The organism is Neobacillus niacini NBRC 15566 (assembly GCF_001591505.1).
Classification (GTDB): Bacteria; Bacillota; Bacilli; order Bacillales; family Cytobacillaceae; genus Neobacillus; species Neobacillus niacini.
In genome coordinates this window covers 151822-178089 of the sequence record NZ_BCVA01000006.1, presented here as the reverse complement: position 1 = coordinate 178089, position 26268 = coordinate 151822, and the positions used below count along the sequence as shown (strand labels likewise).

Genomic DNA, 26268 nt, shown 5'->3' with positions numbered 1-26268 from the left:
AAGAGCGTATCCATTCAGTTGGATACGCTCTTCTTATGGTCGAACTCTGAAATAATTTCCCATTTTTTATGATTAGCAATTTCTAATAGACGAGGTTCAGGGTTAACGGCTACAGGATTTCCTACTAATTCGAGAACATTTAAATCACTATAACTGTCCCCATATGCAAAGCTGTTTTGCCAATCCACGTCCGTATTCGAAAGATGGGCATGGATGAATTCCCTCTTTCTTTCACCATAAATATAGTGTATAGAAGTGTTCTTAGATAATTTTTCATCCTCGTAAGGAATACTGCTGCCGATGATACAATCAAAAGTTACATCACTAGTGACCGAATTCAACAGCGGTTCATATGCTCCTGAAACCAGCATGGTGTAGTATCCCTCTTTTTTATGTTGTTCCAGTCGAGTTAACATGTGATTACTAAGGTTTTGACTCATCATCCCGCCAATTTGTGAAAAAAACTCCTCGATCTCTGCTTTTGAGGAAGAACCAAATGCCGCTATGTAAGACCACATCGAGTACTCTTTCATTTTTTGTTCAGGGTAAAGCTTACATTTGTAAGCTACGTAAACCGGTAATAATTTGAGAAAAAATTTACGATACTTTTGAAAATGAATTGGATGTTTTTTTAAATGACTCATCAAAAGCGGGAACGTCTCCTCAGGAAATAATGTTCCATCAAAGTCAAAAATTGCAACCTTCATATAGGATCAGCCTTTCTTTGAGAACAAGTATATTTTTTCTATGGACTACTCTACTATACACTAAAACATCCAGAAAGAATCGTGAGAAAACTCCCTTCTACTATTGAAGGGAGTTTGGGCATTATTGCTTAATAGCTGTGTCTAAAAAGTTTTGTAATTTACTCTTATATTCTTCTTCGGCAACCGTATAAGCTTCGGTGTGACCGGCACCTTTCACGATCCACAAGTCCTTTTTACTAGAAGCAGCATCATAGATTTCCGTTGCCATTTTAGTTGGAACCAGCTCATCTTGGTCTCCATGAATAATAAATAAAGGCAGTGTATTTTTCTTTACGCCCTCAAGTGCCGAAGCCTCCTCAAACGAATAGCCCGCTCGGATTTTTGTCACGACACTCGTTACTTCCATAAGAGGAAATGCTGGAAGCTTGTACAGGTATTTTAATTGATGAGATAACTCGGCCTTAACGGTTGTATACCCGCTATTCGCGATAATTCCCTTTACTTCTTTAGGTAGTTTTTCACCGGAAGTCATAAGAACGGTTGCTGCACCCATTGAAAAACCGTGAAGGAAAATAGTATCCTCTTTCTTCTCTTCTATTAAAAAATCTACCCAATCCACATAATCCTTTCGGTCATGCCACCCATAACCGATATAATTCCCTTCACTCATTCCATGGCCTCTTGCGTCCGGCTTTAATATATCATAGCCCATGTCATAATAATCCTTTGTAATCCCTGGCATTTGTTCGCTGCTGCCCTTATATCCATGTGCCAAAATGACCACTTTGCCGTTAGAATTTGGATTCTTCAAAAAGCGCGCTTTTAATGTTAGGCCATCATATGACTTTATTTGAACGATTTCAAATTGCTGTTGCTCTGTCCATTTCATTAATTCCGCTATCTCTTTCTGCTGTTCCTCAGATCCTTCAATACTAGCAGCTGCCGCTGAACTGCCGCCTCCGTGAAGATTCGGTCCTTCCTGACTGCGATTAATGCCTACATTGTAAAAATAATTCCCGGCAATACCCATTCCTATGATAAAAATCAGAACGATTGCTATACTTATTCTCGTTACTCTTTTTTTCAACTTCATTCCCCTTTATCTAGTTAACTCTGATGTAAATTTTGTAAAAAGATGAAACTAATATATTAATATATTATAATTAAGTCACTGCTGAAAGTGGTAATTTTTTTACAGCACAAGCTTTTTAGGAATTCAGGTACGGCGAAAAGTACCAGATACCATCCTTTTAGTTGGATGGTGCCTGGCACCCTTTATTCTATTATTAGGATTTCATCATCATTGCTGCCTGTTCCCAAATGATCCGCTCCTCACGGTTTGGATCATTTTTAACTTCACTCTTGAGATTAAAAATCATCGTTGAACGTTCATTCAGATTATACTTTGGCCATTCAGGAAGGTTTTCTGTATTTGGATCGCTGTTACGTGCAAAGTTTATCCATGACTGATGCATTTGGATCGCTACCAATTGACGGTCCGGAGAAGACCCTGTGAAATTCTCCGTATTTGGCGTATTTAGTGTATTAAACACAAATGGAATTTCTAAAGCGTGCGTTGACTTAAGTGCGCCGCCAAATACTGGTGTTTCCCAATCAAACCGATACATCCAAACAGGAGCACCTTGTTTCACCTGCAGTTCGGTTAACTTTTGTGCAGGATATGTAAAGATGCTCATCGTTAGTAGTTTGTTATAAAGTTCTTGGGAAAGCGGCTTGTTCCCTCCGAGGTAACTTGAAATAACTGGCACCAGCGGTCCAAACGTTTTTTCAAATTGCTTTGTAACCTGTGTCTCATCGGCATTTTTCCATTCAGGGTCAAATGCGCTAAAAATGTTGTATTCATCTTTGTTTGTCCCAATTAGTATGGTGACATCCTTTGCTGAACCGTCTGCTATTGCCTCTTCTGGATGTCTTGGCAGTGATATTCCATCCATTACAGGCCCTAAGCTCATCGGAGGAACAAGGTCGGAGGCCTGAATTAACTGCTCAATTGGCAGTTCCTCTAATTTTGATAGATTCGTCGGTTCAACCTGTAAAGCACCTAATAAGTGACCCGCAATTTTTGTGGCTTTATCTGAAGAATGCACATTAGCAGCAGCACCACTTTGAAGGATTGCTTTATGGAAAAGACCTTGTGCTGATGGGAATCCAAGCAATACCCCAATGCTCATTGCCCCCGCAGATTCTCCAAATACCGTTACATTATTCGGATCCCCGCCAAAGGCTGAGATGTTTTCCTGCACCCATTGCAATGCAGCGACCTGATCCTGTATGCCGCAATTTCCGGAAGTCGCATATTCCTCACCGCCAATTTCTCCTAGGTGTAGGAAGCCCAAAATTCCTAGTCGGTAATTTATCGTAACAACAACGACATCGCCATTCTCCGCAAATGAAGCACCGTCATACCAGCTGCTAGACCCTGATCCAGATATAAAAGCACCCCCGTGAATCCAAACCATCACTGGCCGCTTTTTATCATCTGCTCCTGGTGACCATACATTTAAATACAGACAATCTTCATTCATATTGGAGATGTCATTTCCAAAAAACTCCATGATTTCTCGTTGTGGTTGTGGAGCAACTGGTGAGAATGAAGTCGCGTCCCGAATACCTTCCCAAGAGTCTGGCAGCTCTGGAGCACGAAACCTAAGCGATCCTACTGGAGGCTTCGCATATGGGATGCCCTTCCATGCAAATACATCATTGATTTGTTCACCTTGCAGCTTACCGTGAGCGCTTTCAACAATTGTGTACGTCATTCGCCTTCTCCTCCTAATTTAGAAGTTTCCGTACATTCTAGTTGCTAATTAAAAATATTCGAGAAGGAGAAGGGATTTTCCTGTTATTTACAATCACGTTTAATCTTTTTAATTGTGGTTTGTTGAAACTTTACGGGTAATTTGTATAACCTGTATGGTTTTTTGTTTGAACTGTACGGTTTTTTGTATAAACTGTACGCATTTTTGTATAAACTGTACGGTTTTTTGTAAAAGCTGTACGGTTCTCCGTAAACAGCTCGGTTTACCGTAAGGCTATAGCCTTTATCATTGAACTCGCGTCTTATTTTCTCTCCGTATTAAAATCCCCATCGGAATATACGTAATGATAAATACGATGACCGCGGCTATTTCTAGGCTTATATAATACATCAACCCACTGCCGAAAAATGATAGTAAGGTTTCTGTTTCCGAAGGGCTGGCTAAAAAGAAGAAATTGGTGTTCAACCATATATTTATGAAAAATATTGGTACGGCTATCACATTCAACGTAAGGTAGCTAGTGAACACTGCCTTTCTAGGAACTCTGTACCTTTCAAAGAGGATAAAGTACAAAACGGCTAATGGGATGGCTGAATGATGAAGGAAATATTTTAAGAATCGAAAATGAGGAAATTGGTAGACGATATCCGGTGTGACCATACTTAATATCGCAGGAAGAAGTCCGATGAAAAATAACAGATTAAACACTTTCTGATTGTGCTTTAAAAATAAAAACAGCGATAAAAACGTACTTAATGAACAAAGCTGTAACGGGAGGTCCCCCACTTCCCATTGGTTTGTTAGGATTAACCACAAATGAAAGGAAACTTCACATAATACTAATGTTGTAAATAAGATCCATTTTATTATCGTTTGATATGATTTAAGGCTTTTCCTGTAATGGATGAAAAGGAAACAGGTTAGAAAAAAGAGACATAACGACAGAACATGGGGCATTGAAAAGAATGTGAAAGTTTGCATTCCGGTAACAGAAAACATGATAACAAACACCTCTTTTCTGAAGTATTCAAGGGTAATAAGAATATATGACTACCATAGTCCGGACTATGATTAAATGAAAAGCCCCAAACTCGGGAAAAATAGAGTTTGGGGCTTTACCTTAGTTAGCAACTGTATTTTTGCTCATGTTATTCGTTTGGTGAATGATCAGTGCGGCAATACCTTGAATGATCGTTTTAACAATTACTTGACCTAAAATAGCTGCTGGAACGGCTTCCCAAGGCAGGAAGTTTGCGCCTAACGGACTCAAACCAAGAACCACGAAAATCGCTGAGTCCAAGATCCCTCCAACAATTCCGCTGTATAGAACGCGTAAACTCATTGGCAATTTTAGTCTTGAATAAATTTCTGTATCGGTTGTTTCCGCGATCGCGAACGTTACAGCAGATGCTAAAACGATGATTAGTGTGTCTCCCAAAATGGATGAAACCACTGCCGATAATAATAGTGCTAATCCAATAAACATGTATGTTTTCTTTCTGCCATACTTGTTTTGCACAAGGTCACGGAAGATAAATGTTGCACCGATTAGAAATGTTCCCATTGGAACGATAAATACCCCCATCGTTAATGGTGCAAACGCTGCGGTTACGACGTTCGCAGTAACGATTGAAATTAAATACAATAGTATTCTCACAAAAAACACTCTCCCTTTAAAATCTAAGATGAACAACAAAAAACAGCACCTCTAAGAGAAATGCCGCTTCATCTTAGTTTTTTTAGCGAGGGGTGCTACAACCTCGACCGCTATGAGCGGATTTTTATTTAAGATTTATTTATTTTACACTTTTCCTATCAATCTGTCGATACCTTTTTTATATTTACCTAACCTCTCTCTAGACCTCATTTCTAAAAATAATCTCCTTATAATCGGAGTTTTAACATAAACGGAAATAAAGGACTTTTTGGAAAATATCTAGAATAAAATAAGAAATAGGAAAATTTAACTAGATTTTACATAACTAGTTCCGTATGTTCGAGATTGTTAACTGAATTGGAGGTTAAAAAATGGCAGATGAAAAAATGGTAATAGGTGCTGGAACAAACTATCCGCTAAATGGGAAATTAAGCATTCCAAATGAACGGAACGGGTTGATTCCTGGTGTTATATTGGTTCATGGGTCAGGCCCAGGGAATATGGATTCTAAAGCGGGGAATACCTACTTATTTAAAGACCTTGCTGAAGGTTTATCGGAAAAAGGAATTGCCGTTCTTCGTTATGACAAGAGAACATTTGTATATGGTAAAGAAATGAAAGACGATACTAGAATGTCAGCAAAAGAAGAAACGATTGAAGATGCCATACTAGCAGCTGAACTTTTACGTAAAGATTCACGGATTGATCCAAACAAAGTATTTATTATTGGTCATAGTTTTGGCGGGATGCTAGCACCACGAATTGATACAGAAGGTGGAAATTTTACAGGATTGATTTTGATGGCCGGTTCTCCAAGAAAATTTGAGGAAATTATGTTGTCCCAAAATGATGATCTTTTAGATTCATTGAATTGGTTTTTAAAAATGATAGCGAGAAAACAAATAGCATCATTATCAGCAAAGTTTGAAAACATTTACAGCCTTACCGATGAAGAAGCAAAAGCCACCAAAGTGTTAGGAAAATACGTTAGAGCATACTATTTCAAAGAAATGGGCGAACATCCATCCAGTAATTATCTGCGGAATTTGGATAAACCTGTCTTGATTTTACAAGGAGAAAAAGATGTTCAAGCAAGGGTTGAAGAAGATTTCGAGAGTTATAAGAAAATATTGGTTGATAAACGAAATGCGACCTTTAAACTTTATCCTAACTTGAATCATTTGTTTATGCCTTCTATATATGGAAATATTCTAAAAGCACAAAAAGAGTATAAAGTTGCCCAAAATGTAGATAAACAAGTCATCAATGACATTTCCGACTGGATTCACTCTATTGCGTAAATACTTGGATCGTCTTACTCACAAGACGATCCTTATTTTTATATCACAGCTATTATTTTAACGATTAGAGTTTGAGATATTTATAATGGGCGGTATCTGCTGTTTTCTCTCCGTTCCAATCCAAACTAAACCTAGAATAATAACTAATCCACCAACGATTTGTGTAATCCAAATTGCTTCATTAAAGAATAACGCACCCGCGACAGCAGCAGCTGCTGGTACGAAATAACGGAAGAAATTTGCTTTGGCGGCGCCCACGTGTTTCATACAGATATTCCAGACAACAAATGCAGCGACAGTGCATAGTAACACATTATACGCAACGGCTCCCCACGTAATAATGGTGAGATTCCCCCATTGGATGATGTTCCATTTATCAACGGTAAACGGTACCAAAAATACTGATCCAAATAAGACATACCATGTGGTTACCCGCAGAGGTGAGTACTTTTTCATCAGCGGCATGCATGCCAGATTAAATAGTGCACCAATTAAGCTGATACCTAAAGCAATGTAGTTTCCTATCATATATTTAGAACTAATGTCAAAACCGTCTTTTCCCCCTAGAATAATCAACGTTACTCCTACTAAAGCAATAAATCCGCCTATTGCCACTCTGACGCTTATTCTTTCACGCGTAAATAATGGTGCAAAAAGAGCTGCAAAAATCGGCCAAGGTGCAACATTTAATAAAGAAGCGTTTGCAAGGGTTGTATATTTGATAGAGTACATAACCATAATTTCTAAAGCCGTCACGCCAATCAAACCTATAATAGCTAGTTTGAGTAAGTCACGTTTCTCCACTTTTACACTGCCTTCTGTCCACTTTAAAATAATAAATAAGACAGGCAATGCTAGACCAAATCGAAGAAATACAAACACCTCGGCAGGAAACACCTCCATTGCCCACCGTGAAACCCCAAAATTGATTCCCCAAACAATAGACACAAAAATTAATCCTAAATAATAAAACGTAGTCGATTTCATGTTTTCGCCTTCCATTCAGCCTAAAAATAAACACATGCAACTATTATCTCAAATAACTATAACCATGGACTAGTAAAATTTTTCGTAACAGCCAGAAAATTATATATAATTTAAAAGCCGACTATCCTTTCCGATGATAGTAAAGGTAAGCCGGCTTTTATATACAATCTTAAACGCCCCAACAAAAACGGATACTTACAACGCTGTAATCGCATCCAAGGCTATTTTCATTTCAGCTTCCACCGCGTTCGTGACCAAGTCATTGTGTGGATTGTATTCATCTCGAAGCTCGGCATCCGCATAGCCGTCAATCGCCATAATCGCCCCAGACTTTACCCCTTTTAAAGCAGCAATAACAAATAAAGCGGAGTTTTCCATGTCGACTGCTACAACACCCGCTTTTTTATAAAGCTGATGTGGAAATTCGAGGACTCCTGAATAAAAGGCATCAAGTGTGAGGGTAATCCCCTCCTTTACAGGAATGTCTCCCCCCGTTAAAGCTGCCGCATTCATTAATGCCTCGATAACTTTACGATCTGCAACGGCTGGGAATCCAGGAGGAACAATTTGTTTCGTTAATCCATCACAGCTCACCGCAGCGGTGCTGACCACCAAACTTCCCGGTGTAACATCTTTTTGATAAGAACCAGCTGTTCCTACTCGAATGATGGACTGTACGCCGCCCATAATCAGTTCTTCAAAACAAACGGCTGCACCAGGTGCTCCAACACCATGGCTCACTACAGCCACCTGTTTCCCATTCCAGCCTCCGCTGTATGTGTGGTACTCACGATTTTGAGCAAGTAGGACAGGATTATCCAATAACTCTGAAATAATTTTCGCACGACCAGGGTCTCCACATACCAAAACTCGTTCTGGCAGGATATCTGATGTTACTTTTAGATTTGGCAATTGTTTAGTCAAAGTCTTTTCTCTCCCATTCATCCTCTGGTATTGGCAGGTCTTCACCTGAGAATCTTTCCTCTTTAAACGGATCACCATTGATGTGAAAACCGTTTTGTTCCCAGAACCCTGGCTGGTTTTCAACAATAAACTCAATTCCGCGGATCCATTTTACACTTTTCCAAAAATAAAGATGTGGTACCACCAGCCTTAGCGGCCATCCATGCTTAGCTGATAATGGTTCTCCTTCAAAGGAGTGCGCCAAAATAACGTCCTCTTTGAGCAAATCCTCCAAAGCAATATTAGCTGTATAATCTTGATCAGCATGCAGCATTACATACTTACTTTTAGCAGTCACACCAATTTCCTTAAGAAAATCACTGAATTTAACACCAGTAAAACGATTGTCAAAGCGAGACCAGCGGGTTACACAGTGGATGTCAACCTTAATATCGGTCTGTGGCATTTCTTTGATTTGATCATAAGAAAGTACGGCCTCTTCGACCCCTTCACCGAATACCTTTAAATCCCATTTTTTCATATCATACTCTGGCACGTCTCCTTCATGGAGAATCGGGAAACGTTCTGTTAGTGCCTGGCCAGGCGGCAGACGCTTTGCCAGCTTGGGGTCGACGGCTGGAACTCTTGTCTTTTTAATTCTTTCTGCTTTATTCATGAAATTATCCTCCTTGTCCTTACCTAGAGCTTTGCTGCCCTGAAAGCTGTGAATCTGCCCCGCGGTCTTTTAGGAAGAACATCGCGAAGATGGTGATAATATATGGCAGCATCGCTGTAAATTGGGTCGGCATTGAAAAGCCTTGAAGTCTGATGCTCAGTGCATCCATCAGTCCAAATAAAAGACTAGACCCAACGATCCCGATTGGATGGGATTGACCCAACATCATCGCCACTAGTGCGATGAATCCTCTACCTGCCGTCATGCCCTCTGTAAACATTGTTACTTGTCCAAGTGAGAGCTGGGCTCCTGCCAAACCGCAAAGGATTCCACACGCAACAATGGCACCATATTGTAAAAGTGTAACCTTTAAGCCAAGGCTTCTGGCTGCAGCTTCATTTTTGCCCACCGCAAGGACTCGGAAGCCGGTAACGGTACGGTAAAAGAAAATGTACAACAATATCGCTGCCAGGAACGCAATATATACAAGTGGTGAATGACCAGAGAGAAGTTTGCCGACAACGGGAATCCCTTCAATTACCGGAATATCTAATTTCGGAAGGCCTTCCATGTTTTTATCATAAAAAGCCCCTTTTACATCAAAAATGGCTCGAAGTCCAAACGTAGTCAAACCGAGAACTAAAAAGTTGATGGCAATACCTGCTACGATTGGGTTTGCTTTCAAACGAATGGCTGCCAAACCGAATAACAATGAAACAAGTACCGAACCCAGCGCACCTGTTAAAACGGCCACAAGCACACTCCCACTATAGTAATTTCCAACAATGGCAGAAAAAGCACCTGCTAAAATTAACCCTTCAAGGCCAACATTAAAGATTCCAACGCGAGCACATAGGGCCCCTCCTAAAGCTGCTAAAAGAATAGGACTAATCATTCGAATCGCCGATGTAAAAAAGGAGAGATCAAGCAGCTCCATGGATGTCACGACCTTTCTTCTTTACTTTCCACCAATTCATGGTGATTTTAGCTGTTACAAAAAGAATAAGCACACCCTGAATCACGCTGGCAATTTCAAGCGGAACCTCTGTATTACGTTCCATTCCCATTGCCCCTGTTTGGAGTGCAGCAAGCAGAATCGAAGCAACCGCTGTACCAAGAGGATTCGAGTTTGCCAAAAGGGCTGCCATCAGTCCAGTCCAAGCATAACCTGGTACGGTCAGGGAACCTTCCACATAACGATATTGTGAACCGAGAACTTCTACTGTCCCTGCTAGTCCTGCAATCCCGCCGCTAAAGAACATGCTGTACAACAGCACCTTTATTTTGTTGATCCCGCCATACTCAGCAAAAAATGGGTTATAGCCTAGCATTCTTACTTCATATCCCGCTGAGGTGAATCGAAGTATAATAAATAGAATAATCGCTAAAACAATGGCGATCACAAATCCCATATGAACACTCATACCTGGGAATAGCTTAGGCAGCCATGCCACCTGGTCAATCATCGGCGTCTGCGCTAAAGCAGCCGAACCACTTTTGTCTTGAAACGGGTGCGAAACTAAATAACCGGCAAATAATACCGCTACATAGTTTAACAGTAAGGTAGAAATCAATAATTGAACTTTAAATCTCGTTTCCATCCATCCCGCAAGAAGCGACCATAAGCCCCCTGCTAAGAATCCAGCCGCCAATGCAGCTAGTATTTTAATGATTCCAGATCCAGGAACATATAAAGCAGCAAGGGCAGCACTGACAGCACCTAACACCATTTGCCCTTCTGCCCCCATATTGAATACACCAGCACGAAAGGCGATGGCCAGCCCTAAACCGATCAATATAATAGGAGTGGCGCGCGCAAATGTAGCAGTAACAAAGTAAAAGTTACCAAATGCCCCGTCCCACATGACTTTATAGGTTTCTAATACCGAAGCCCCTACTAAACTTATCGCAACAGCACCTGTCAGGAGGCCGATTAACACGGCCGTAAGAGGCTGTACCAACGATTTAAGCAGTTGTTGTAGTTTTCGCTTGCGATTCATTCTAGTTTCCTCCTGCCATAAGTACGCTTAATTTCTCTTCCGTCGCTTCTTTTCGATTAAGGATGTCAACAATTTTTCCTTCATACATAACAGCAATTCTATCTGATAACGTCAGTATTTCCGTTAACTCGGATGAGACGAGAAGGACTCCGTCTCCATTATTTCGTTTCTCTATGATCGCTTCATGAATATATTCCATAGCGCCGATATCTACACCACGTGTTGGTTCTGCAGCAATGAGGAAATCTGTTTCAAATCCAAGTTCACGGGCGACAATTAATTTTTGCAAATTTCCGCCTGATAGGTTTCCGGATTTTTCATCTAAGGAAGGTGTTTTAATTTCAAAACGGTCAATCCATCCTTTAAGAAGCTCGCGGAATCCATTTAGTCGAATGAAGGAAGATTGATTGAAGGTTTTCTTTCGATAATACCCCATTAAACCTGTTTCTTCGACAGTCGCTTCCTTCGCCGCTCCCCATAGGTAACGGTCTTCAGGAATATGGGCAAGACCCGCACTTCTTCGATTTGCTACAGATGTGCCATCCAAGATTGTCTCCCCTAAGCGAATACTGCCATTATCGATTTTTCTTAAACCTGTAATCGCCAGGATTAGTTCGGACTGACCATTCCCTGAAACCCCTGCAATTCCGACAATTTCTCCACGGTGTACGGTTAAAGAAAGATCATCCAAAATGGGTTTCTCCTCTTTCCCGCCAATGGTGAGGTTGTCGACTACTAGAAGAGGTTCACCGTCCAATTGGACTCGTTGTGTAAGCTTTTGGAGCTCACGTCCAACCATCAAGGTAGCTAACTGTTCAACATCTGTATGTTGTTTTAACACATTTCCTGTCACCCGGCCATTTCTTAGCACGGTAATTTGGTCCGCTACCTTCATTACCTCTGGAAGCTTATGGGTAATAAGAATAATACTCTTACCCTGAAGTGCTAAAAATTCAATGGTTTTTAAAAGTTCCTCAACCTCAAGAGGCGTCAACACCGCTGTAGGTTCGTCGAGGATAATAATATCCGCACCCTGATATAACACTTTTAATATTTCAATCCGCTGCTGTTCCCCTATTGAGCAATCCCCTGCTTTTTTCAATGGGTTAACATTGATTTTATACTGATCGCTTAGTTCCTTTACTTTTTCGGCCGCAGCTTTTCTATTAAAGAAACCATTCCGTTTCGGTTCATGGCCAATAACAATGTTCTCTGTTACCGTAAAATCAGAGAATAACATGAAGTGCTGATGTACCATACCAATTCCATTTTCAATCGCATCAAGCGGGCCCGAAAATTTGACGTTCCTGCCATTAAGTATAATTTCTCCGCTGGTCGGCTGTTCAAGACCATAAAGCATCCGCATGAGGGTCGTTTTGCCGGCACCATTTTCGCCGACAATGGCCAAAACCTCTCCTTTTTTCAGATGTATTGAAATCTTGTCATTCGCAAGAAACTCACCGTACTTTTTGGTCATTTCCTTCATTTCTAACACATAGGTCATGGTTTGCCCCCCTTTAAAAATCGAAACCGACTACATCATTGTGCAGTCGGTTTACTTTTTTCAGATTAATTGCTCAGTGGATTTTTGATTTCTCTTTTTCCAGATACAATTTCTTCGTGAAGTGCTTTTACTTGGTCAATCACTTCTTGTCCAACAAAGCTGTTAAGCGGAGTTTTGCTTTCATGTGTTACATATGTTAAGCCAACGCCCTTTTCCTTCAAGCCATACTCGACAACACCTGATTTAAAATTACCATTTGCAAATGCTTTTATCGTTTCATATGCAGCTGCGTCTGTTCCTTTCAGCTGTGAAAGAACCACGTGCTCAGGATCTACCTCAGTACGATCAACGTCCTGACCAGAAGTAAAGAATCCTTGCTCTTTAGCTGCTTCAAATACACCTAAATCTCCGACTGCAGCAGCACCCGCCACGAAGTCTGCCCCTTTAGAAGCTTGTAACAAAGCTAATTCTTTTGCTTTTGCAGGATCTGTAAATCCTCCAACATAGTTTACTAAGAACTCAGCGTCTGGATTGGTTTCCTTTAACCCTTGTTCAAACGCAACTGACCATTTTTTCATTAGTGGAATATCCATTGCCACTACCATACCCACTTTGTCGGTTTTGGTAGAAAGACCTGCTGCAGCTCCTAGTAGGAACGCCGCTTCGTGCTCTCTGAAATTTACACTTTGAACATTTGGAAGATCTACAACCGTATCAATAATCGCAAATTGGCGATCTGGATTCTCGGTTGCTACCTTCTTCAATGCATCCTCTGATTCAAAGGATGAGGTAATGATTAAATCATATCCTTCTGCAACAGCTACGCGAAGGTTTTCTTCGATCGCTGAATGATCCGTAGATTCGATTGTGTTTACTTCCACTCCAAATTCTTCGGCCGCTTTTTTTGCGCCTTCATCCATTTGCTGGAAGAATGGGTTAACCCCAATTTTCTCAGGCAGAACAAGTGCGATTTTCTTCTTATCCTCTTTGTTTGACGAAGTATCTTTCCCAGATGATTCTTGTGCCCCACATCCTGCTACAAGCATGACTAAAGCTAGTACGATAAGTGAAAGTAGTTTTCTCATGATGTTCCCCCTGTGTAATATTTCGTTTTTATTACTATTTGTCTACTAATTTACTAAAAAAGTTTAAATATAGCAATACAAAATCGAACATTTTTTAAATATTTTATTTTAATGTTCGTGTTTTGCTGTTTCAGCCCATAAAAAAACCTCTTCCGAAAGATAGGAAGAGGGTTTATGACGATACTCTTCCTTATCTTTCAGAACGAACTCGTTCTGTAGGATTTGGCACCATACTATATAAATATAGCGGTTGCCGGGCGTCATCGGGCCAGTCCCTCTGCCTCTCTGGATAAGGTAAACGATATGTATGAAACGTAAACATTATAAACATCATAACAATAATAAAAACTAGATTTATTATATTTTAAAAGTTTTAAAATTACAATACTTTTTAAATAGTAAAAAAACAAACTGCTTTTCAACAGTTTGTTTTAGTGGAGAATTATTGCTGCAGCAATTTTTCAATATGTTGTATGGCACCTTTAAGCCGTCTCTCATAATCACCCATCAAGATCTTATAGTCAATATCATGCTTATTTAATAAATCCTTTAGGTGCTGATTGTTTTGGTCCCTAACTTTCTCCTCGCCATGAACACGCAAGCCGTCATCCACCCATTTTACATCGGGCTCCAGGAAAAGCCATAGATCATAATCTTGTAGTTTTGCGATTTCATCAAGTATCGTCTGATCTGCTTCATTATATAGATGGGAGTAAAATTGAGTTACGATGGCTTCGGTGTCGATAAACACAAGCTTATTTGCTTTTTCAATTGCTTTAAATTCTTCCATCTTATGCCCATAAGCAATTCGTTGATAATCTTCTTTCACCATAATTCCGTCGCAGCCGCCTAATTCTTCACATAAAGACCGCCCATATTCCTCTACATAGGTAGTGTTATAGATTTTGGCAAGGTTTCGAGTTAAGGTTGATTTCCCACAGCTTTCTGTCCCAATTAACACAATCTTTTTTATAAAATAAGGCCGAACAATATCAGGAATAAACTCCCAATGTTTAAAGACACCCTCGTTACGAATGGTTGTAGCTGAGATGTTTACTTGTGAGCGCATGGGATCAATCAGTTTATGCTCTGCACCAGGATATAATTCTTTAAACATCTCATTATATTCATGCTCTGAACTAAACACGTAATCGATTGGCTTTCCAATTTTTCTTTTTATGAATTGTGCTCCTTCTGCCCAATCGTAGTTGTCGTTATCTTGATCATCTTCCATGCTTATTACTTTTACATATGGCATATCTTTGGTTAATTGCGAAAGCCAGCGTAACCGGATTTGAGCTGGAATATAGTTCATTTTTGTATTCTTACAAAGCTCTCTGTCTCGTAATTCGCTATGAGATAAAACAACATACAGTTCATCCACCATCGTTGAGGCGTGAACAATGGCATAAACATGACCAAGGTGCAGGGGCAAGAATTTTCCTCCGATAAACCCAATTGTCATTTAAGCCGCCTCCTGAATTTGTTTGATTGATAACTTTCTCCAGTTCACATAGCCGTAAATGCTATTGACCAGAAATGCTGACCACATGACTAACATGGAGACCTCATTTCCACCTTGAGAGATAAGTGCACCCAGCCATAAGAAGATCGATAATATATTGACTGAAATCCATAATAGCCATTGTTCCGTATACCGTTTCAACATCAAAATTTGTGCTGCAATCGATAAAACATTTGTGGCTGAATCCGTCCATACAAGATTGCCGCCTAGGTATTTTAAGAAAAAGCCATATCCAATCGTAAGAATGAGGATCGATAACAACGTATAGAACCAGCCGGTTTTTGTAAGACTTTTTACAATGACATCTTCCCCTTTTACACCCTGTTCGGTTTTGTTCTTTTTCCACAAATAGATTCCGATAAATTGTACCGGAAAATAAAACAGCGCATTTAACATCACTTCACCGTAAAGACCATAGCCATATGCGATATAGGCGTAGGTTAATGTTTGGACAATCCCAAAATAGTAATTAGCGATTTTCCCCTTAGCAACCAAAACGACGCAAAGCATACCGCTTATAGATGAAATAAAGCCTAGTAGTGAGTCTGACCAAGCAAAGAACAAGTAAATGTTAATTAAAGTAAAGGTTAACAACCATCCTATTTCAAATCGCGTCCAATTCTTGAATATCCCCATTTGTATCTCTCCTCTACCCTTTTAATTTATTTCTATAAACAGAAACAATTGGTTGATAATCGGTAAACCGGTACAGCTGCGCTGGTGTTTTTGAATAGGCATTGGATTTCTTTGGTTTTCCGTTTTCCAAAACCGCTTCAATAAAGGGCAATGTGGGTGCTTTCCTAAAAAATGCGGCATCTGTCGAGATGGCTGGATCATCCAATACGGTTAATAAAACGCCTTGCAGCTCTGATAGCACGAATACTTCCGGAAGGAAATGTTTTGCAAGTGTGGTGAGGGCCATATCCTTCTTAATAAACCATAGGGCGTCATCAATAATGCTGCGATGGTCGAATGCAAGATTAAGGGCTAGAGCCTCTTCCATAGAAAAGAGTTGAATATCTTGAGCATCATAAGTAGTTTTGCGGTTCTTTAAGGAAGATTCATTCGCTATGACATAATGAGCATTTGAGATAATCCAGCCTCTTTTGTCCCGACTTGGGGAATCATAAACGCCAAAATGTTTGATTCGCAGTCCATCCACTCCTGTCTCTTCCTTAAGTTTGCGTTCTGCAGCTTGTAATGCAGTCTCATACGGTTGAACGAATCCACCTGGCAGTGCCCACTTTCCTGCTTCAATATTGGGGTTTCCTTCATGATCCTGCTCACTTCTTTTAATCAGCATAATCTTCAAACTTTTTATGGGTGGCCTATATTCCCCATTACTTTCGGATGTTATGGTAAAGACAGCAATATCACTGGTGTAACCATCTGGTGTTTGGAATTTGTTTTTCATATTATTTTTTCACCTCGTTTTAATTAACAATTTGTTAATCGTTAATTAAAATATATTCCAAAATTTGTTTTTCGTCAAGTAACAAATTTATGTGCCAATCCCCGATATACGTTCCAAACCGACCGTGCAGGGTTTAGGGAGCATCAAAAATAGCCTAGAGTCAGTTTCCCCTAGGCTAAGAATTTTTAGTTAGTTTTTGTGTTACCAAGTCCAATTCGTGATGGAAAGTAACATTAAAGCAGCGGCTGCTAATGCAATATTCTTTAGAAATTGATTCATCTCGCCTACTCTGGCGTTCTGATCGGTTTCTTTCCAGAAATTATGCATCATGAAAGCTGAAACAACGAGGAAAATTACTAATAAGTAAAGCCCCCATTCTACCCAGTATGCTGTGAGGATACTTAATCCTCCTGCCAGGAGCATTAATCCGGTTACCACAACAGATAGTCCTGGTGCTGGTACTCCCTTATAGGATGCATACTGCTTCAAACCTTGAAATTGGATGAAATGATTTAGACCTGAATAAGCAAAATAAAGACCAAATACTGCCCGACCAACCAGCCATAGCCAATCCATTCAGACATCATCCTTTCATGAGGTTACTTACTTTCTATATATATATATACATTAATTTGTTTAAATATTCGTTCACTTCAGGATTTTCGTTATGGTGACACCCAAAATTAACCACCTCTGGGGAGACCCTCCTAATGACTATAATCCATTTTACATGATATAGTTATAACCGTAGTCGAGAGACACCAACATGAAATGGTGAGTAATCGCGGCTCATGTATAATGAGTTGAGGAAAGTCCAGGCTCGCCCGGTGCTGAGATGCCCGGAGTGTTCGTGCCATCTGCAAAGGTGGGCAGCAGTCTTTACTGCTGACGGCGGGGAAATGATGCTACGTCCATCATGGATATGCTCTTAGTACCCTGAAAGTGCCACAGTGACGAATTCTTCTGGAAACGGAAGAAATGGAACGGGTAAACCCCGCGAGCGAGCAACCCAAACTTTGGTAGGGGCACCATCCTGAGGGAAATGAACCAAACGGATGGATCGGTCATTTTTGACTGATAGTCATATGATTACACCTGTTGTGCGAGATTGGCATCGTTTGAGCACGAAGGAACAGAACCTGGCTTACAGCCATTTCATGCGCCAGCTTTATAAATATAACATAAGTAATAGTCTAGCCTATACATACCGTGCTAGACGGGGAGTTGGCGGTGCCCTATTACCCGCAATCCGCCATAGCGGGGTTGAACTCCTGCCCGAGGTTTGAACATGTAAGGTCTGCCTTGTAAAAAATAGTGTTGAAAAACTGGGTCCTGCGCAATGGTACCTATGAATCTGGTCAGGTCCGGAAGGAAGCAGCCATAAGTAGTCACTACTATGTGCCGTGGGTCAGCCTAGTTTGAGCTATTCTTTACAAGTAACGCTTGGTTGTTCTCATCAGAGGCAGGTGCACGGTGTTACATATACGAAAAAATAGTGACAGGTTCCATTCAAATTTGAATGGTGCCTGTCACTTTTATTTTATATCCAAATGAGAAATGTTTACTTTTTCTAATAACAATTGTGAGGGTTCGGCCGCATATAAATACAACTTATGCATCGGTCTTGTCATCGCTACATACAATAGTTTAATATCCAACTCTTCTTCACGATACGCTTCTTCCAAAGCTACGATCAGGACGGCATCAAATTCCAATCCTTTTGAAAGATAGGATGGTACGATGACGACACATCCTTTTTTCATATCTTCTTTTTCTTCTAACAGCTGAATTGGCAGATCGCTTTTCTCGAGCATTTTAAATATTCTCAAGCACTCATTGTCGTTTTTTCCAATAATCGCTATGGAGTTGAGCTCTTGCTCTTTCAGTAATTGAATATCTTGTTCGAGTAATTCTTTTACCTTTTGAAGGTTGGCAGGGTTGATTTTTTTAAAGAGTGGTTTGTCTCCGTGACGAATGACCGGTTGTACAATTGGCAAGTCTTTGCCCATAATGGAAAGAATCTCATTCGCTAAATGCATGATTTCAACCGTTGTTCGATAACTTTTTTGTAAGGCATGATAATTCGCATTTGGAAAAATTTCCGTAACTAAAGGCTCCCAGCTGTCCAATCCTCGATAGGAATGAATCCCCTGCGCTAAGTCTCCCACAATCGTAAACAAATCTGTCTCGAATCCTTCTTTCATCGCAGCAAATTGGAAATAGCTGTAGTCCTGTGCTTCATCGATGAAAATACTCTTCATTTTATAGGGTTCATCAATGCCCTCAAGTTTCGCTTTCATATAAAATAATGGAGCTAAATCCTCGAGTTCCATTGCCTTTTTGGCAAAGACCTTTTGATTATAGAGGCTTAGTTTCTTGCAATCTTTTTCTGTGAGCGTGTGTGAATATTTTTGTAAAAGTTCTGGCGATGTCATCAGTTCCTTATATAAGGTGAAAATATCTTTTCTTACGAAAGGATCCATATAATTCTTGATAGCCGCCTTTGACTCCTGCTCTACTGTACGAATTCGTTTTTCTTTTGTATCCATGATGGTGACGACTTTTTCTCTTCTTTTATCTGCGTCCATCCTGGTACTATATAGCGCCTTTTCTAAAGCTTCGTCATACTTTCTATTAATCTTGGTTAGGATGATCGATTTTTTTAATCGTAAATCATTGGCTAATAAATTTTTTATTTTATCCAGCCTTTTATAGATTGGTAAGTAATTAAATTCTTTTAAAAATAGTTTATTAATTTTTTGCCCTCTCATCAGAAGCGATTTTTCAATAATAAAATCCTTTGTTGGTGAAAGATTGTGTTCGATTTCTTTTACATAATTGTCGATTAGTACTTTAAAATCCAAGGATCCCTTATAACCCGACACCCACTGTAACCATTTAGATTTTCCTTCCCCTTTCATAAGGGCCAATAATTTTGAGTTTGGCGTTAATAATTTAATTTTCTTCCCCAGACTACTTCTCATAAAATCAATATAGGTGGTTTGCTTAATCTTGTTTACCCCTAAATCAGGCAAAACAGCAGAAATATAATCAATAAACAATCGGTTTGGTGCAAGAATCATTAATTTTTCTGGAGGAAATCGATATCCTGAAGAATAGAGAAAGTAAGAAATTCTATGGAGTGCAATCGTTGTTTTACCGCTTCCAGCAGCTCCTTGAACGATAATCGGATGTTTAAGAGAGGCGCGAATGACGTCATTTTGTTCATTTTGAATGGTCGCAACAATTTCGGTTAAGCGATTGTCTGCTTTACCAGATAGGGATTTCTGTAATAGCTCATCATGAGTTGTTAAATCGATATCTCTGATTTCTTTTAGAAAACCGTCCTCAATTTCATATTGTCTTTTAAGAGTTAAATAACCACTCTGGGTTTCGCCATAGGCGTCATAGGTGACTTCCCCTAGCCGGCCATCATAGTAAACATTTGCGATCGGAGAACGCCAATCAACGATAATAGGGATTTGATTTACACGGTCAAACAGTGAGGCTTTCCCAATATACAAGATTTCTTCATCGGTATCACCGCTGCTTTTAAAATTAATTCTCGAAAAGTACGGTTTTCCAATGACGCTTGCCAATCTTTCCAATTCACTCTGTGCCAATTCTAAATACTGGGCATTCGTTAGCAAGGTCATGTAACTTAAACTACTATCTGAAGTATCCAGATCAGCAAAAGCTTCCTTCAGATTTTCTACGAATTGTTCTTTATTTCCCTTTGACATTTCCAAAACATTTTTTATGTATTCTTTGGTAAACTCTAAGCGCTCAACTTCTAATTGATAATCCTTGTGGTCACGAACTGATTTTTGTTTTTTGGAACTCATTCTCTTAAACCATCCCCTCTCCCAATCAACATTCAGGTATAGCCGAACAGACACAAAAAGAAACATCTACAACGATTTTGCAGATGCTTTCATTCATAGTGGAGCTATATTTTACCATTTAAAAGTTGTAATTTCAAATTATTTGTTAAATTCTATCAACCTTTGTAATATAAGAGAACAATTAGGAAAATGATCAATCCAATGACGAAAAGAGGCCCAAGTCCTGTGCTGTACACAATATAAATTTTAATATGAAGAACCGCGTGAACGATCAGAATGATGAGTAAGCAAAATAGCAAAAATATGGTTATTTGTACATTTCTATTTCGATTCCGATTCAAAGACTTTGCTCCCTTCTTGAATCTTACAGGGATGGACAGACTTACTTTTATATAAATATTTTACTTATGTTTGAATTATTCCTTCTCATATAACTCTATAATTGAAGCTTGAAACTTTGTTGGTGTTTTTCCGTATATACATAGAATCCTATTAATAAACGATAAAGATGGAGTGGACTTTATGAATCAGGTAGAATCTATAGATTATTTAAAAGATGAATTGAAAAAGATTGAAACGTGGGAAAAGGAACAGAAGGATTTATGGTTTTGGGAAAAGATTGGCCGATTGCCATTCATGCTGCTTGATAAGCTAACCCCAACATTTATTCAGGATAAAATCGGCTTGGCCATCGATGAATTAGGGAATTACATCCAAACAGGCGGACAATACTTAATCAAGGAAGAAAATATACTGAAGAAATTTGCGCCTGATTTGAGAACCGATGAGCTTCAAATTGGATTACTTGAACAGGTTCCGATAAGCAAAATGGATGAAGTTGCCGAAGATCTAAGAAATTCCCGTTCCAAAATGGCAACGGTACAAGGTGCAACGACGGGGATTGGTGGACTGTTTACACTGGCGATTGATATTCCCGTGTTATTAGGATTATCACTCAAAGTCCTCCAAGAGATTTCGATTTGTTATGGTTATGACCCTAAGGAAAAATCAGAAAGAATTTTTATCGTGAAATGCCTGCAATTTACGTCCTCCGATATAGTCGGAAAAAAGGCGATTCTAGAGGAACTTTCATCCTTTAATCAAGGAAAGCAGAATCAACAAATGGTTTCACAATTGCAAGGATGGCGTGAAGTGGTTACCACCTACCGAGATTCATTTGGATGGAAGAAGCTATTTCAAATGATTCCGATTGCGGGAATGATTTTTGGTGCGTTTATTAATCGCTCGTCTATCAATGATGTTGCCGAAGCAGGTAAAATGTTATTCCGAAAAAGAAGAATATTGGAGCGTCTGAATCAGATTGAACAGGGTTAAATCGTCTAGATGTTTTGTCTGCTAAAAAAAGTGCCTGGCACCTTCCAATGGATTGGGCAGTGCCTGGCACTAAAATGATATCTCTTACTGTCAAAATGGACAGATGTATACATCAAATCATTTCTTCAATAATTGAACTTCCCTCAGTAGCTTCAGCGTCATGCCACTTCCATTTTTCATAGAGTCTAATTCTTCCATCCGGCAAGATGGTTGGTGTAGAAATACATTTCCCACCTCTAAGTTCATCCTTTGAATTCACGTGATTGTATCTGAATTCCAAGCTCCCATTTTCCATGACCAACCCAATTAATGTCCCCTGGATGATTTCTCCACCACTGTAGGTTGCCGAGATGATGGAGCCTTCTTGTTTATATTGAAAGATGGTTTGTGAAGAAACTTCTCCATTATCAGTATTTTCAATCGAAACAAACTTACGCCCATTATAATTTATCCTCATTTCCAACCTCTCCTTTTTTAGAATATTTTTTATCATACCATTTATTGCCTAGACATACCTCTAAAAACGAAAAAGATAGAGTCGCAGCTCTATCCTTTATTTTGTCCTCTTATTAAATTTGAGAATGAGGTTTTGTCGTCAACACTGAAGAAAATCCTTTTGATATTTTTTGATTTTCCAAACATGGTTTTATCTACAATTGGTTGGTCTAAAAGTATTTCAAAGGTTGGATCATCTAAGCTGAACAACGATAGATCAAGAACTTCTTTATTCTTTCTATCGTCTTGATAGAGGCTTCCGCTCTTAATCTCTTTAATATTCTCTATCGATATGGTCACCTTAGGACGAACGCCTATTTTCAGGAAAAGTTGATTGTTTTTTATCATGATGGGATTATTGATAACTGCTTTTAAATCAACGATGAGGAAAACAATAACCGAGACTGATAGAATCAAATGAATCCAGTGAAGGATCGGACTCCATTTATATAAAAGATACGATACACCTGCTGTTTCTACTACCATAACAGCTGCCATCGCCCAAATGAAGCCGATATATCCAGATTGTTTGTGATACGTGAAACTGATTTCTTCATAACATTGATTCCCTCCCAGTTCTGCTGTCTGTACCATCATTCACAACCCCACCCTTCCATTTTTACTAAAGGATAATTTTTATTAATATTTTATTTATCTAAACATTTAACATAACTTAATTATAGTGTATATTTATTTTATAATCAATAAAAAGTTAAATACTTACAAATATAAATCGCAGGATACTTGAATTGTCTGAAAACGGTTGATTTGTGAAAAGCTAATAGATGAAATAGGGGGAATTGAATGCAGAAACGTTACCTTTTTGCTCTATATAGCTTTATTCTAATTTTTCTAATATGTGGGTGTGGACAGGAACCGCTGGAATACAAAGATATAACGCAACGAAAAGAAAACCTCGTGGAAAAGCCGGTACGTAAGGAAAAAAAGAACTTGTACCACTGTAATAACTAAAAATTAGAGATAAATCTTAACATAGGAAAACTCGCCACGATCTTTCAGTGAGTTTTCCTCATTTTTACCACTTGGATTCCCTCTAATGGATTTTTTCCTCCTCAATTTAATCGAACCGCACCGTGTCTAAACCATCCACAATATCCTCCAATTCTGTAAGAAAGTTTAGTTGTACAGGAGCAGGGATTTGTTCCATCCATTTTTTTATTTCAGGTAACTCCTCAGCCTCTTCAATATTTTTAGGCTTTGGATCAAGTGTCTCCCACCATTTCTTCAATTCATCGATAAATTCATAAAAGTAGCGTTCAAACCTTTCCGCCCATTCTGCCCCTTCGTCACCCGAAGTCTTTTGCATCATACTCCAAGCTTCCATTGTTGTTTCAAAGTACTCATCTATTTTCTTCATGTTACATTCCTTTCAACCAATTGTTTTATTTTTTGCTACTGTACTTTTATCCCCAAAGTTTCCTCTCAACAATGTCGCCAACTCTTAAAGATAATGTTATTTTTCTCCTTTATTGGTATTTCCCTTAATTTTACCATTTAACTATAAAAATTGAATCAATGTACCCTTAATACATGTGAAATCCCAAAAAGTAAACATAGAAAATAATCCTTTTCTGCTTTAAAATAATATAGAGAATTTAAAAAACTGAGGTGAGTCATCATGTTTGAATTATCCTACATCGAATGGTTTGTCGTTATTTTAAGTACAGTTTTAATAGGATTTACAAAAACAGGTGTATCCAGCATGGGTATTCTCGTTGCCACAATTCTTATGTACGTATTTCCTGCAAAAGAATCTATCGGAATTCTATTGCCTATGCTAGTGGTTGGTGACCTGTTTGCTGTCTTTTTTTATCGTCGAAGTGTGGTTTGGAAATATCTCATTTCATTGATTCCTTGGGTATTGATTGGAATCGTGATTGGTTATTTTGTCCTTAACCAGATCAACAGCGATCAGTTAAAACCTCTGATTGGTATTATCGTATTAGCACTTATTATCTTGCATATCAGTCGTGAACGATTTGGAGAAAAGTTTACAAAGGTACTGCCAAAGTCCTTATGGTTTACTCTTTCCATGGGAATCTTAGCAGGATTTACAACGATGATCGGTAACGCTGCAGGCGGCGTAATGGCCATTTATTTATTAATGAAAGGCTTGCCGAAAAATGAGTTTGTTGGGACAGGGGCATGGTTTTTCATGTTCGTGAATTTGATTAAAATTCCTTTTTATATCAGTTTAGGGTTAATTACCATTGATTCTATTACCTTTAATATGTGGTTGATTCCTACTATTCTAATAGGTGCTTTTATCGGAATTAAAGTGGTACCTCTGATTCCACAAAAAGCCTTCCAGACACTTATTCTTGGATTTGCCTTGATCGGTGCCTTAAGACTTATCATAGTTTAATAGTAAAAAAGTAACCATTCTTTTAGGGATGGTTACTTTTTTGTCTGTTACTTATAGGTAATAGTTCTTTACCATTTCACCCATGACCCAGTTCGTTCTGGCACCTGTCCGTCCGGTGCTTGGGCATTTGCTGCTAGCAGTTGTTAAGTCTGCTACAATCGTTTCCACTAGGGGTTGGTGAACGTGCTGCGGCCGTTCAAAACTCCACTCTTCTGTTCCCTGCTCCGTGGTCAATCGAATGGGTTCGTCTCCAAACGTGGAAAAGGTAATCTTCCCTTTGCTTCCTACAATTTCATTTATATCCTCATTCTCAAATGCAGTAAAACACCATTTTCCTACACCATGAACACCAGATTCAAACAAATATGTACCTGAGACAATATCTTCTGCAGAATAATAACCAGCTTGGTTTGAGGCAAATCCTTGGACTGACTTTATCGGTCCCAGCAAAAAGTCGAGTATATCTAGGGTATGACTGGCTAAGTCAAAAAACAATCCTCCACCCGCCAATTCAGGTTGAACACGCCAAGAGAGCTGTTCAGGTCCTTTCCCCGCTTCCAAATCTTTTTGATATTGTGTGGCAGATACGAACCGAACCTCGCCAATGGCCCCATTTTCCAACATCTCTTTTATTTTTAAAAATCGTGGTTGTGCTCTGCGGTAATACGCCACATATAATGGGACCTCCGCGTTTTCACATGCTGCAATCATTTCTTGGCATTCCGCATAATTGCGCGCCATCGGCTTTTCTACATAAACAGGTTTCCCCGCCTTAGCTGCCTTTATGGTATATTCCATATGAAATCCAGGAGGTGTTGCAATATAGACGACATCGACATCTGGATCGTTAATGAGTGCGTCAGCATCGTCATACCATTTGGGAACATGATGACGTTCCGCATAGTCTTTTGCAAGCTCCCCTGTTCTGCGCATGACCGCAACCAACTCAGAGTTGTTAATTTTTTGGAATGCTGGTCCGCTTTTTACTTCTGTGACATCTCCGCAACCGATAATTCCCCAACGAACTTTATCCAACTTCATGACGTTTCCCCCGCTCTGCAACGTTTCTATTCTACTTCTCTATAAATGTTAATTTCGCTACTTTCTCGTAGTTCTCGAAGCCCTGGTACAATTCTTTTAACATGTTCGGTTTGATTATGTTGATTTAAAGACTCTTCATCGACCCATTCTTCAAGCATAGTAACAATTGATGAGTCATTGATATCCTGATGTAGAGCATAAGTGATACAACCCTCTTCTTTTCTGGTTTCTGCCACTAATTCTTTAGCTTGAATGAGATAATCCTCGACTGACACACCTGGTTTCAATTTGGCTTTTGCTACTACTTTTATCATTTCATTTACTCCTCTCGTAGGGTTGATACGCATTTCTTTCATACCGTTAATTTGCACAACGATAACCACTTCACACTCTATTTTGCACAATTTTCAAACAAGTAACAACTTGTTTCTTGATTTTTTTATAGTTTTCATTAATGAATTAATATATTTGCCTAAAGTGGTCCTTTAGCTCTTTTTCAGAAAGAATGATTTTGCCGTCTAAGTTCTTTGTTTGCAAAACGAATTCTTTTACACCAATAAACTCTGATTCGGATATAAGAAAAAAAGTTGTTCCTTTTTTATGAATACCTTTGTAATTTTTCATTAA

General features: G+C 39.2%; 27 protein-coding genes, 2 other RNA genes and 1 riboswitch. Of the genes, 6 read left to right on the top strand and 23 right to left on the bottom strand.

Annotation, left to right across the window (positions count from 1 at the left end; genetic code table 11):
* Positions 1 to 14 precede the first annotated feature (14 nt).
* From BANA01_RS08145 to BANA01_RS08125, 5 genes are all read right to left on the bottom strand, one after another.
* Positions 15 to 707, bottom strand: coding sequence for an HAD family hydrolase (locus BANA01_RS08145; RefSeq protein WP_063252529.1), 693 nt, complete (start codon positions 705 to 707; stop codon positions 15 to 17).
* 121 nt (positions 708 to 828) lie between these two features.
* The gene (locus BANA01_RS08140) at positions 829 to 1800 is read right to left on the bottom strand and encodes an alpha/beta hydrolase (protein ID WP_063252526.1); all 972 of its coding nucleotides are present in this window, start codon (positions 1798 to 1800) and stop codon (positions 829 to 831) included.
* Between the two features lie 193 nt (positions 1801 to 1993).
* The gene (locus tag BANA01_RS08135; protein ID WP_063252524.1) at positions 1994 to 3487 is read right to left on the bottom strand and encodes a carboxylesterase/lipase family protein; all 1494 of its coding nucleotides are present in this window, start codon (positions 3485 to 3487) and stop codon (positions 1994 to 1996) included.
* 285 nt (positions 3488 to 3772) lie between these two features.
* Positions 3773 to 4468: a YwaF family protein gene (locus tag BANA01_RS08130; protein ID WP_268875060.1), complete on the bottom strand. Its 696-nt coding sequence runs from the start codon at positions 4466 to 4468 to the stop codon at positions 3773 to 3775.
* Positions 4469 to 4607: 139 nt separating this feature from the next.
* Entirely contained in the window at positions 4608 to 5144 is a 537-nt protein-coding gene (locus tag BANA01_RS08125) for a VUT family protein (protein WP_063252520.1), read from the bottom strand.
* Positions 5145 to 5515: 371 nt separating this feature from the next.
* On the opposite strand from BANA01_RS08125, the gene BANA01_RS08120 reads away from it, so the two are divergent.
* The gene (locus tag BANA01_RS08120; RefSeq protein WP_063252518.1) at positions 5516 to 6445 is read left to right on the top strand and encodes an alpha/beta hydrolase family protein; all 930 of its coding nucleotides are present in this window, start codon (positions 5516 to 5518) and stop codon (positions 6443 to 6445) included.
* Between the two features lie 57 nt (positions 6446 to 6502).
* On the opposite strand, the gene BANA01_RS08115 is transcribed toward BANA01_RS08120, so the two are convergent.
* The 11 genes from BANA01_RS08115 to BANA01_RS08065 all read right to left on the bottom strand — a co-directional run bounded on the left by BANA01_RS08115 (position 6503) and on the right by BANA01_RS08065 (position 17115).
* Positions 6503 to 7432, bottom strand: a complete 930-nt coding sequence (locus BANA01_RS08115; protein WP_063252516.1) for a DMT family transporter — start codon at positions 7430 to 7432, stop codon at positions 6503 to 6505.
* Positions 7433 to 7627: 195 nt separating this feature from the next.
* Complete coding sequence (locus tag BANA01_RS08110; RefSeq protein WP_235847085.1) at positions 7628 to 8356, bottom strand: nucleoside phosphorylase; 729 nt, start codon at positions 8354 to 8356, stop codon at positions 7628 to 7630.
* Positions 8349 to 9011, bottom strand: coding sequence for a sulfite oxidase-like oxidoreductase (locus BANA01_RS08105; RefSeq protein ID WP_063252512.1), 663 nt, complete (start codon positions 9009 to 9011; stop codon positions 8349 to 8351). Before BANA01_RS08105 ends, BANA01_RS08110 begins: the two co-directional genes overlap by 8 nt.
* Before the next feature lie 19 nt (positions 9012 to 9030).
* On the bottom strand, positions 9031 to 9948 hold the full coding sequence (locus tag BANA01_RS08100) for an ABC transporter permease (protein WP_063252511.1): 918 nt from the start codon (positions 9946 to 9948) through the stop codon (positions 9031 to 9033).
* Positions 9935 to 11011, bottom strand: a complete 1077-nt coding sequence (locus tag BANA01_RS08095; RefSeq protein ID WP_063252509.1) for an ABC transporter permease — start codon at positions 11009 to 11011, stop codon at positions 9935 to 9937. Before BANA01_RS08095 ends, BANA01_RS08100 begins: the two co-directional genes overlap by 14 nt.
* Position 11012: 1 nt before the next feature.
* Positions 11013 to 12515, bottom strand: a complete 1503-nt coding sequence (locus BANA01_RS08090; protein ID WP_063252507.1) for an ABC transporter ATP-binding protein — start codon at positions 12513 to 12515, stop codon at positions 11013 to 11015.
* A gap of 65 nt (positions 12516 to 12580) precedes the next feature.
* Entirely contained in the window at positions 12581 to 13600 is a 1020-nt protein-coding gene (locus BANA01_RS08085; RefSeq protein WP_063252505.1) for a BMP family lipoprotein, read from the bottom strand.
* A 187-nt stretch (positions 13601 to 13787) separates the two neighbouring features.
* Positions 13788 to 13896, bottom strand: a riboswitch (SAM riboswitch).
* A 146-nt stretch (positions 13897 to 14042) separates the two neighbouring features.
* Complete coding sequence (nadR, locus tag BANA01_RS08080) at positions 14043 to 15065, bottom strand: multifunctional transcriptional regulator/nicotinamide-nucleotide adenylyltransferase/ribosylnicotinamide kinase NadR (protein ID WP_063252503.1); 1023 nt, start codon at positions 15063 to 15065, stop codon at positions 14043 to 14045.
* A complete protein-coding gene (gene pnuC / locus BANA01_RS08075; protein ID WP_063252501.1) occupies positions 15066 to 15761 on the bottom strand; it encodes a nicotinamide riboside transporter PnuC in 696 nt (231 codons plus the stop codon).
* Between the two features lie 13 nt (positions 15762 to 15774).
* Positions 15775 to 16539 carry an NUDIX domain-containing protein gene (locus BANA01_RS08070; protein ID WP_063252500.1) on the bottom strand — a complete coding sequence of 255 codons (765 nt, stop codon included), beginning with the start codon at positions 16537 to 16539 and terminating at the stop codon, positions 15775 to 15777.
* A gap of 201 nt (positions 16540 to 16740) precedes the next feature.
* Positions 16741 to 17115, bottom strand: coding sequence for a DoxX family protein (locus tag BANA01_RS08065; RefSeq protein ID WP_063252498.1), 375 nt, complete (start codon positions 17113 to 17115; stop codon positions 16741 to 16743).
* Positions 17116 to 17309: 194 nt separating this feature from the next.
* Here BANA01_RS08065 and rnpB point away from each other — a divergent pair.
* Together rnpB and ffs are read left to right on the top strand one after the other, a co-directional pair.
* An RNA gene (gene rnpB, locus BANA01_RS08060) (RNase P RNA component class B) lies at positions 17310 to 17691 on the top strand.
* 55 nt (positions 17692 to 17746) lie between these two features.
* An RNA gene (gene ffs / locus BANA01_RS08055) (signal recognition particle sRNA large type) lies at positions 17747 to 18013 on the top strand.
* 61 nt (positions 18014 to 18074) lie between these two features.
* On the opposite strand, the gene helD is transcribed toward ffs, so the two are convergent.
* The gene (helD, locus tag BANA01_RS08050) at positions 18075 to 20384 is read right to left on the bottom strand and encodes an RNA polymerase recycling motor HelD (protein WP_034676530.1); all 2310 of its coding nucleotides are present in this window, start codon (positions 20382 to 20384) and stop codon (positions 18075 to 18077) included.
* A 522-nt stretch (positions 20385 to 20906) separates the two neighbouring features.
* Between helD and BANA01_RS08045 the strand changes: the two genes are divergently transcribed.
* Entirely contained in the window at positions 20907 to 21719 is an 813-nt protein-coding gene (locus tag BANA01_RS08045; protein ID WP_063252497.1) for an EcsC family protein, read from the top strand.
* Positions 21720 to 21831: 112 nt separating this feature from the next.
* Here the strand turns inward: BANA01_RS08045 and BANA01_RS08040 are convergent, their stop codons facing one another.
* Entirely contained in the window at positions 21832 to 22176 is a 345-nt protein-coding gene (locus BANA01_RS08040) for an avidin-fold protein (RefSeq protein ID WP_174524406.1), read from the bottom strand.
* A gap of 89 nt (positions 22177 to 22265) precedes the next feature.
* Positions 22266 to 22811, bottom strand: a complete 546-nt coding sequence (locus tag BANA01_RS08035) for a hypothetical protein (RefSeq protein ID WP_034676522.1) — start codon at positions 22809 to 22811, stop codon at positions 22266 to 22268.
* Between the two features lie 207 nt (positions 22812 to 23018).
* Here BANA01_RS08035 and BANA01_RS29460 point away from each other — a divergent pair, with 207 nt between their 5' ends.
* The gene (locus BANA01_RS29460; protein WP_157411740.1) at positions 23019 to 23186 is read left to right on the top strand and encodes a hypothetical protein; all 168 of its coding nucleotides are present in this window, start codon (positions 23019 to 23021) and stop codon (positions 23184 to 23186) included.
* A 106-nt stretch (positions 23187 to 23292) separates the two neighbouring features.
* On the opposite strand, the gene BANA01_RS08030 is transcribed toward BANA01_RS29460, so the two are convergent.
* A complete protein-coding gene (locus tag BANA01_RS08030; protein ID WP_063252495.1) occupies positions 23293 to 23592 on the bottom strand; it encodes a hypothetical protein in 300 nt (99 codons plus the stop codon).
* A gap of 261 nt (positions 23593 to 23853) precedes the next feature.
* Between BANA01_RS08030 and BANA01_RS08025 the strand changes: the two genes are divergently transcribed.
* A complete protein-coding gene (locus BANA01_RS08025) occupies positions 23854 to 24600 on the top strand; it encodes a sulfite exporter TauE/SafE family protein (protein WP_034676542.1) in 747 nt (248 codons plus the stop codon).
* A gap of 51 nt (positions 24601 to 24651) precedes the next feature.
* Here BANA01_RS08025 and BANA01_RS08020 read toward each other — a convergent pair whose 3' ends face one another.
* Genes BANA01_RS08020 through BANA01_RS08010 form a run of 3 tightly spaced genes read right to left on the bottom strand, consistent with a single transcriptional unit; the run spans position 24652 to position 26265 of the window.
* On the bottom strand, positions 24652 to 25641 hold the full coding sequence (locus BANA01_RS08020) for a Gfo/Idh/MocA family protein (protein ID WP_034676540.1): 990 nt from the start codon (positions 25639 to 25641) through the stop codon (positions 24652 to 24654).
* Positions 25642 to 25667: 26 nt separating this feature from the next.
* Positions 25668 to 26045 carry a putative quinol monooxygenase gene (locus BANA01_RS08015; RefSeq protein WP_235847084.1) on the bottom strand — a complete coding sequence of 126 codons (378 nt, stop codon included), beginning with the start codon at positions 26043 to 26045 and terminating at the stop codon, positions 25668 to 25670.
* A 55-nt stretch (positions 26046 to 26100) separates the two neighbouring features.
* Positions 26101 to 26265: a hypothetical protein gene (locus BANA01_RS08010; protein WP_235847083.1), complete on the bottom strand. Its 165-nt coding sequence runs from the start codon at positions 26263 to 26265 to the stop codon at positions 26101 to 26103.
* Positions 26266 to 26268 lie beyond the last annotated feature (3 nt).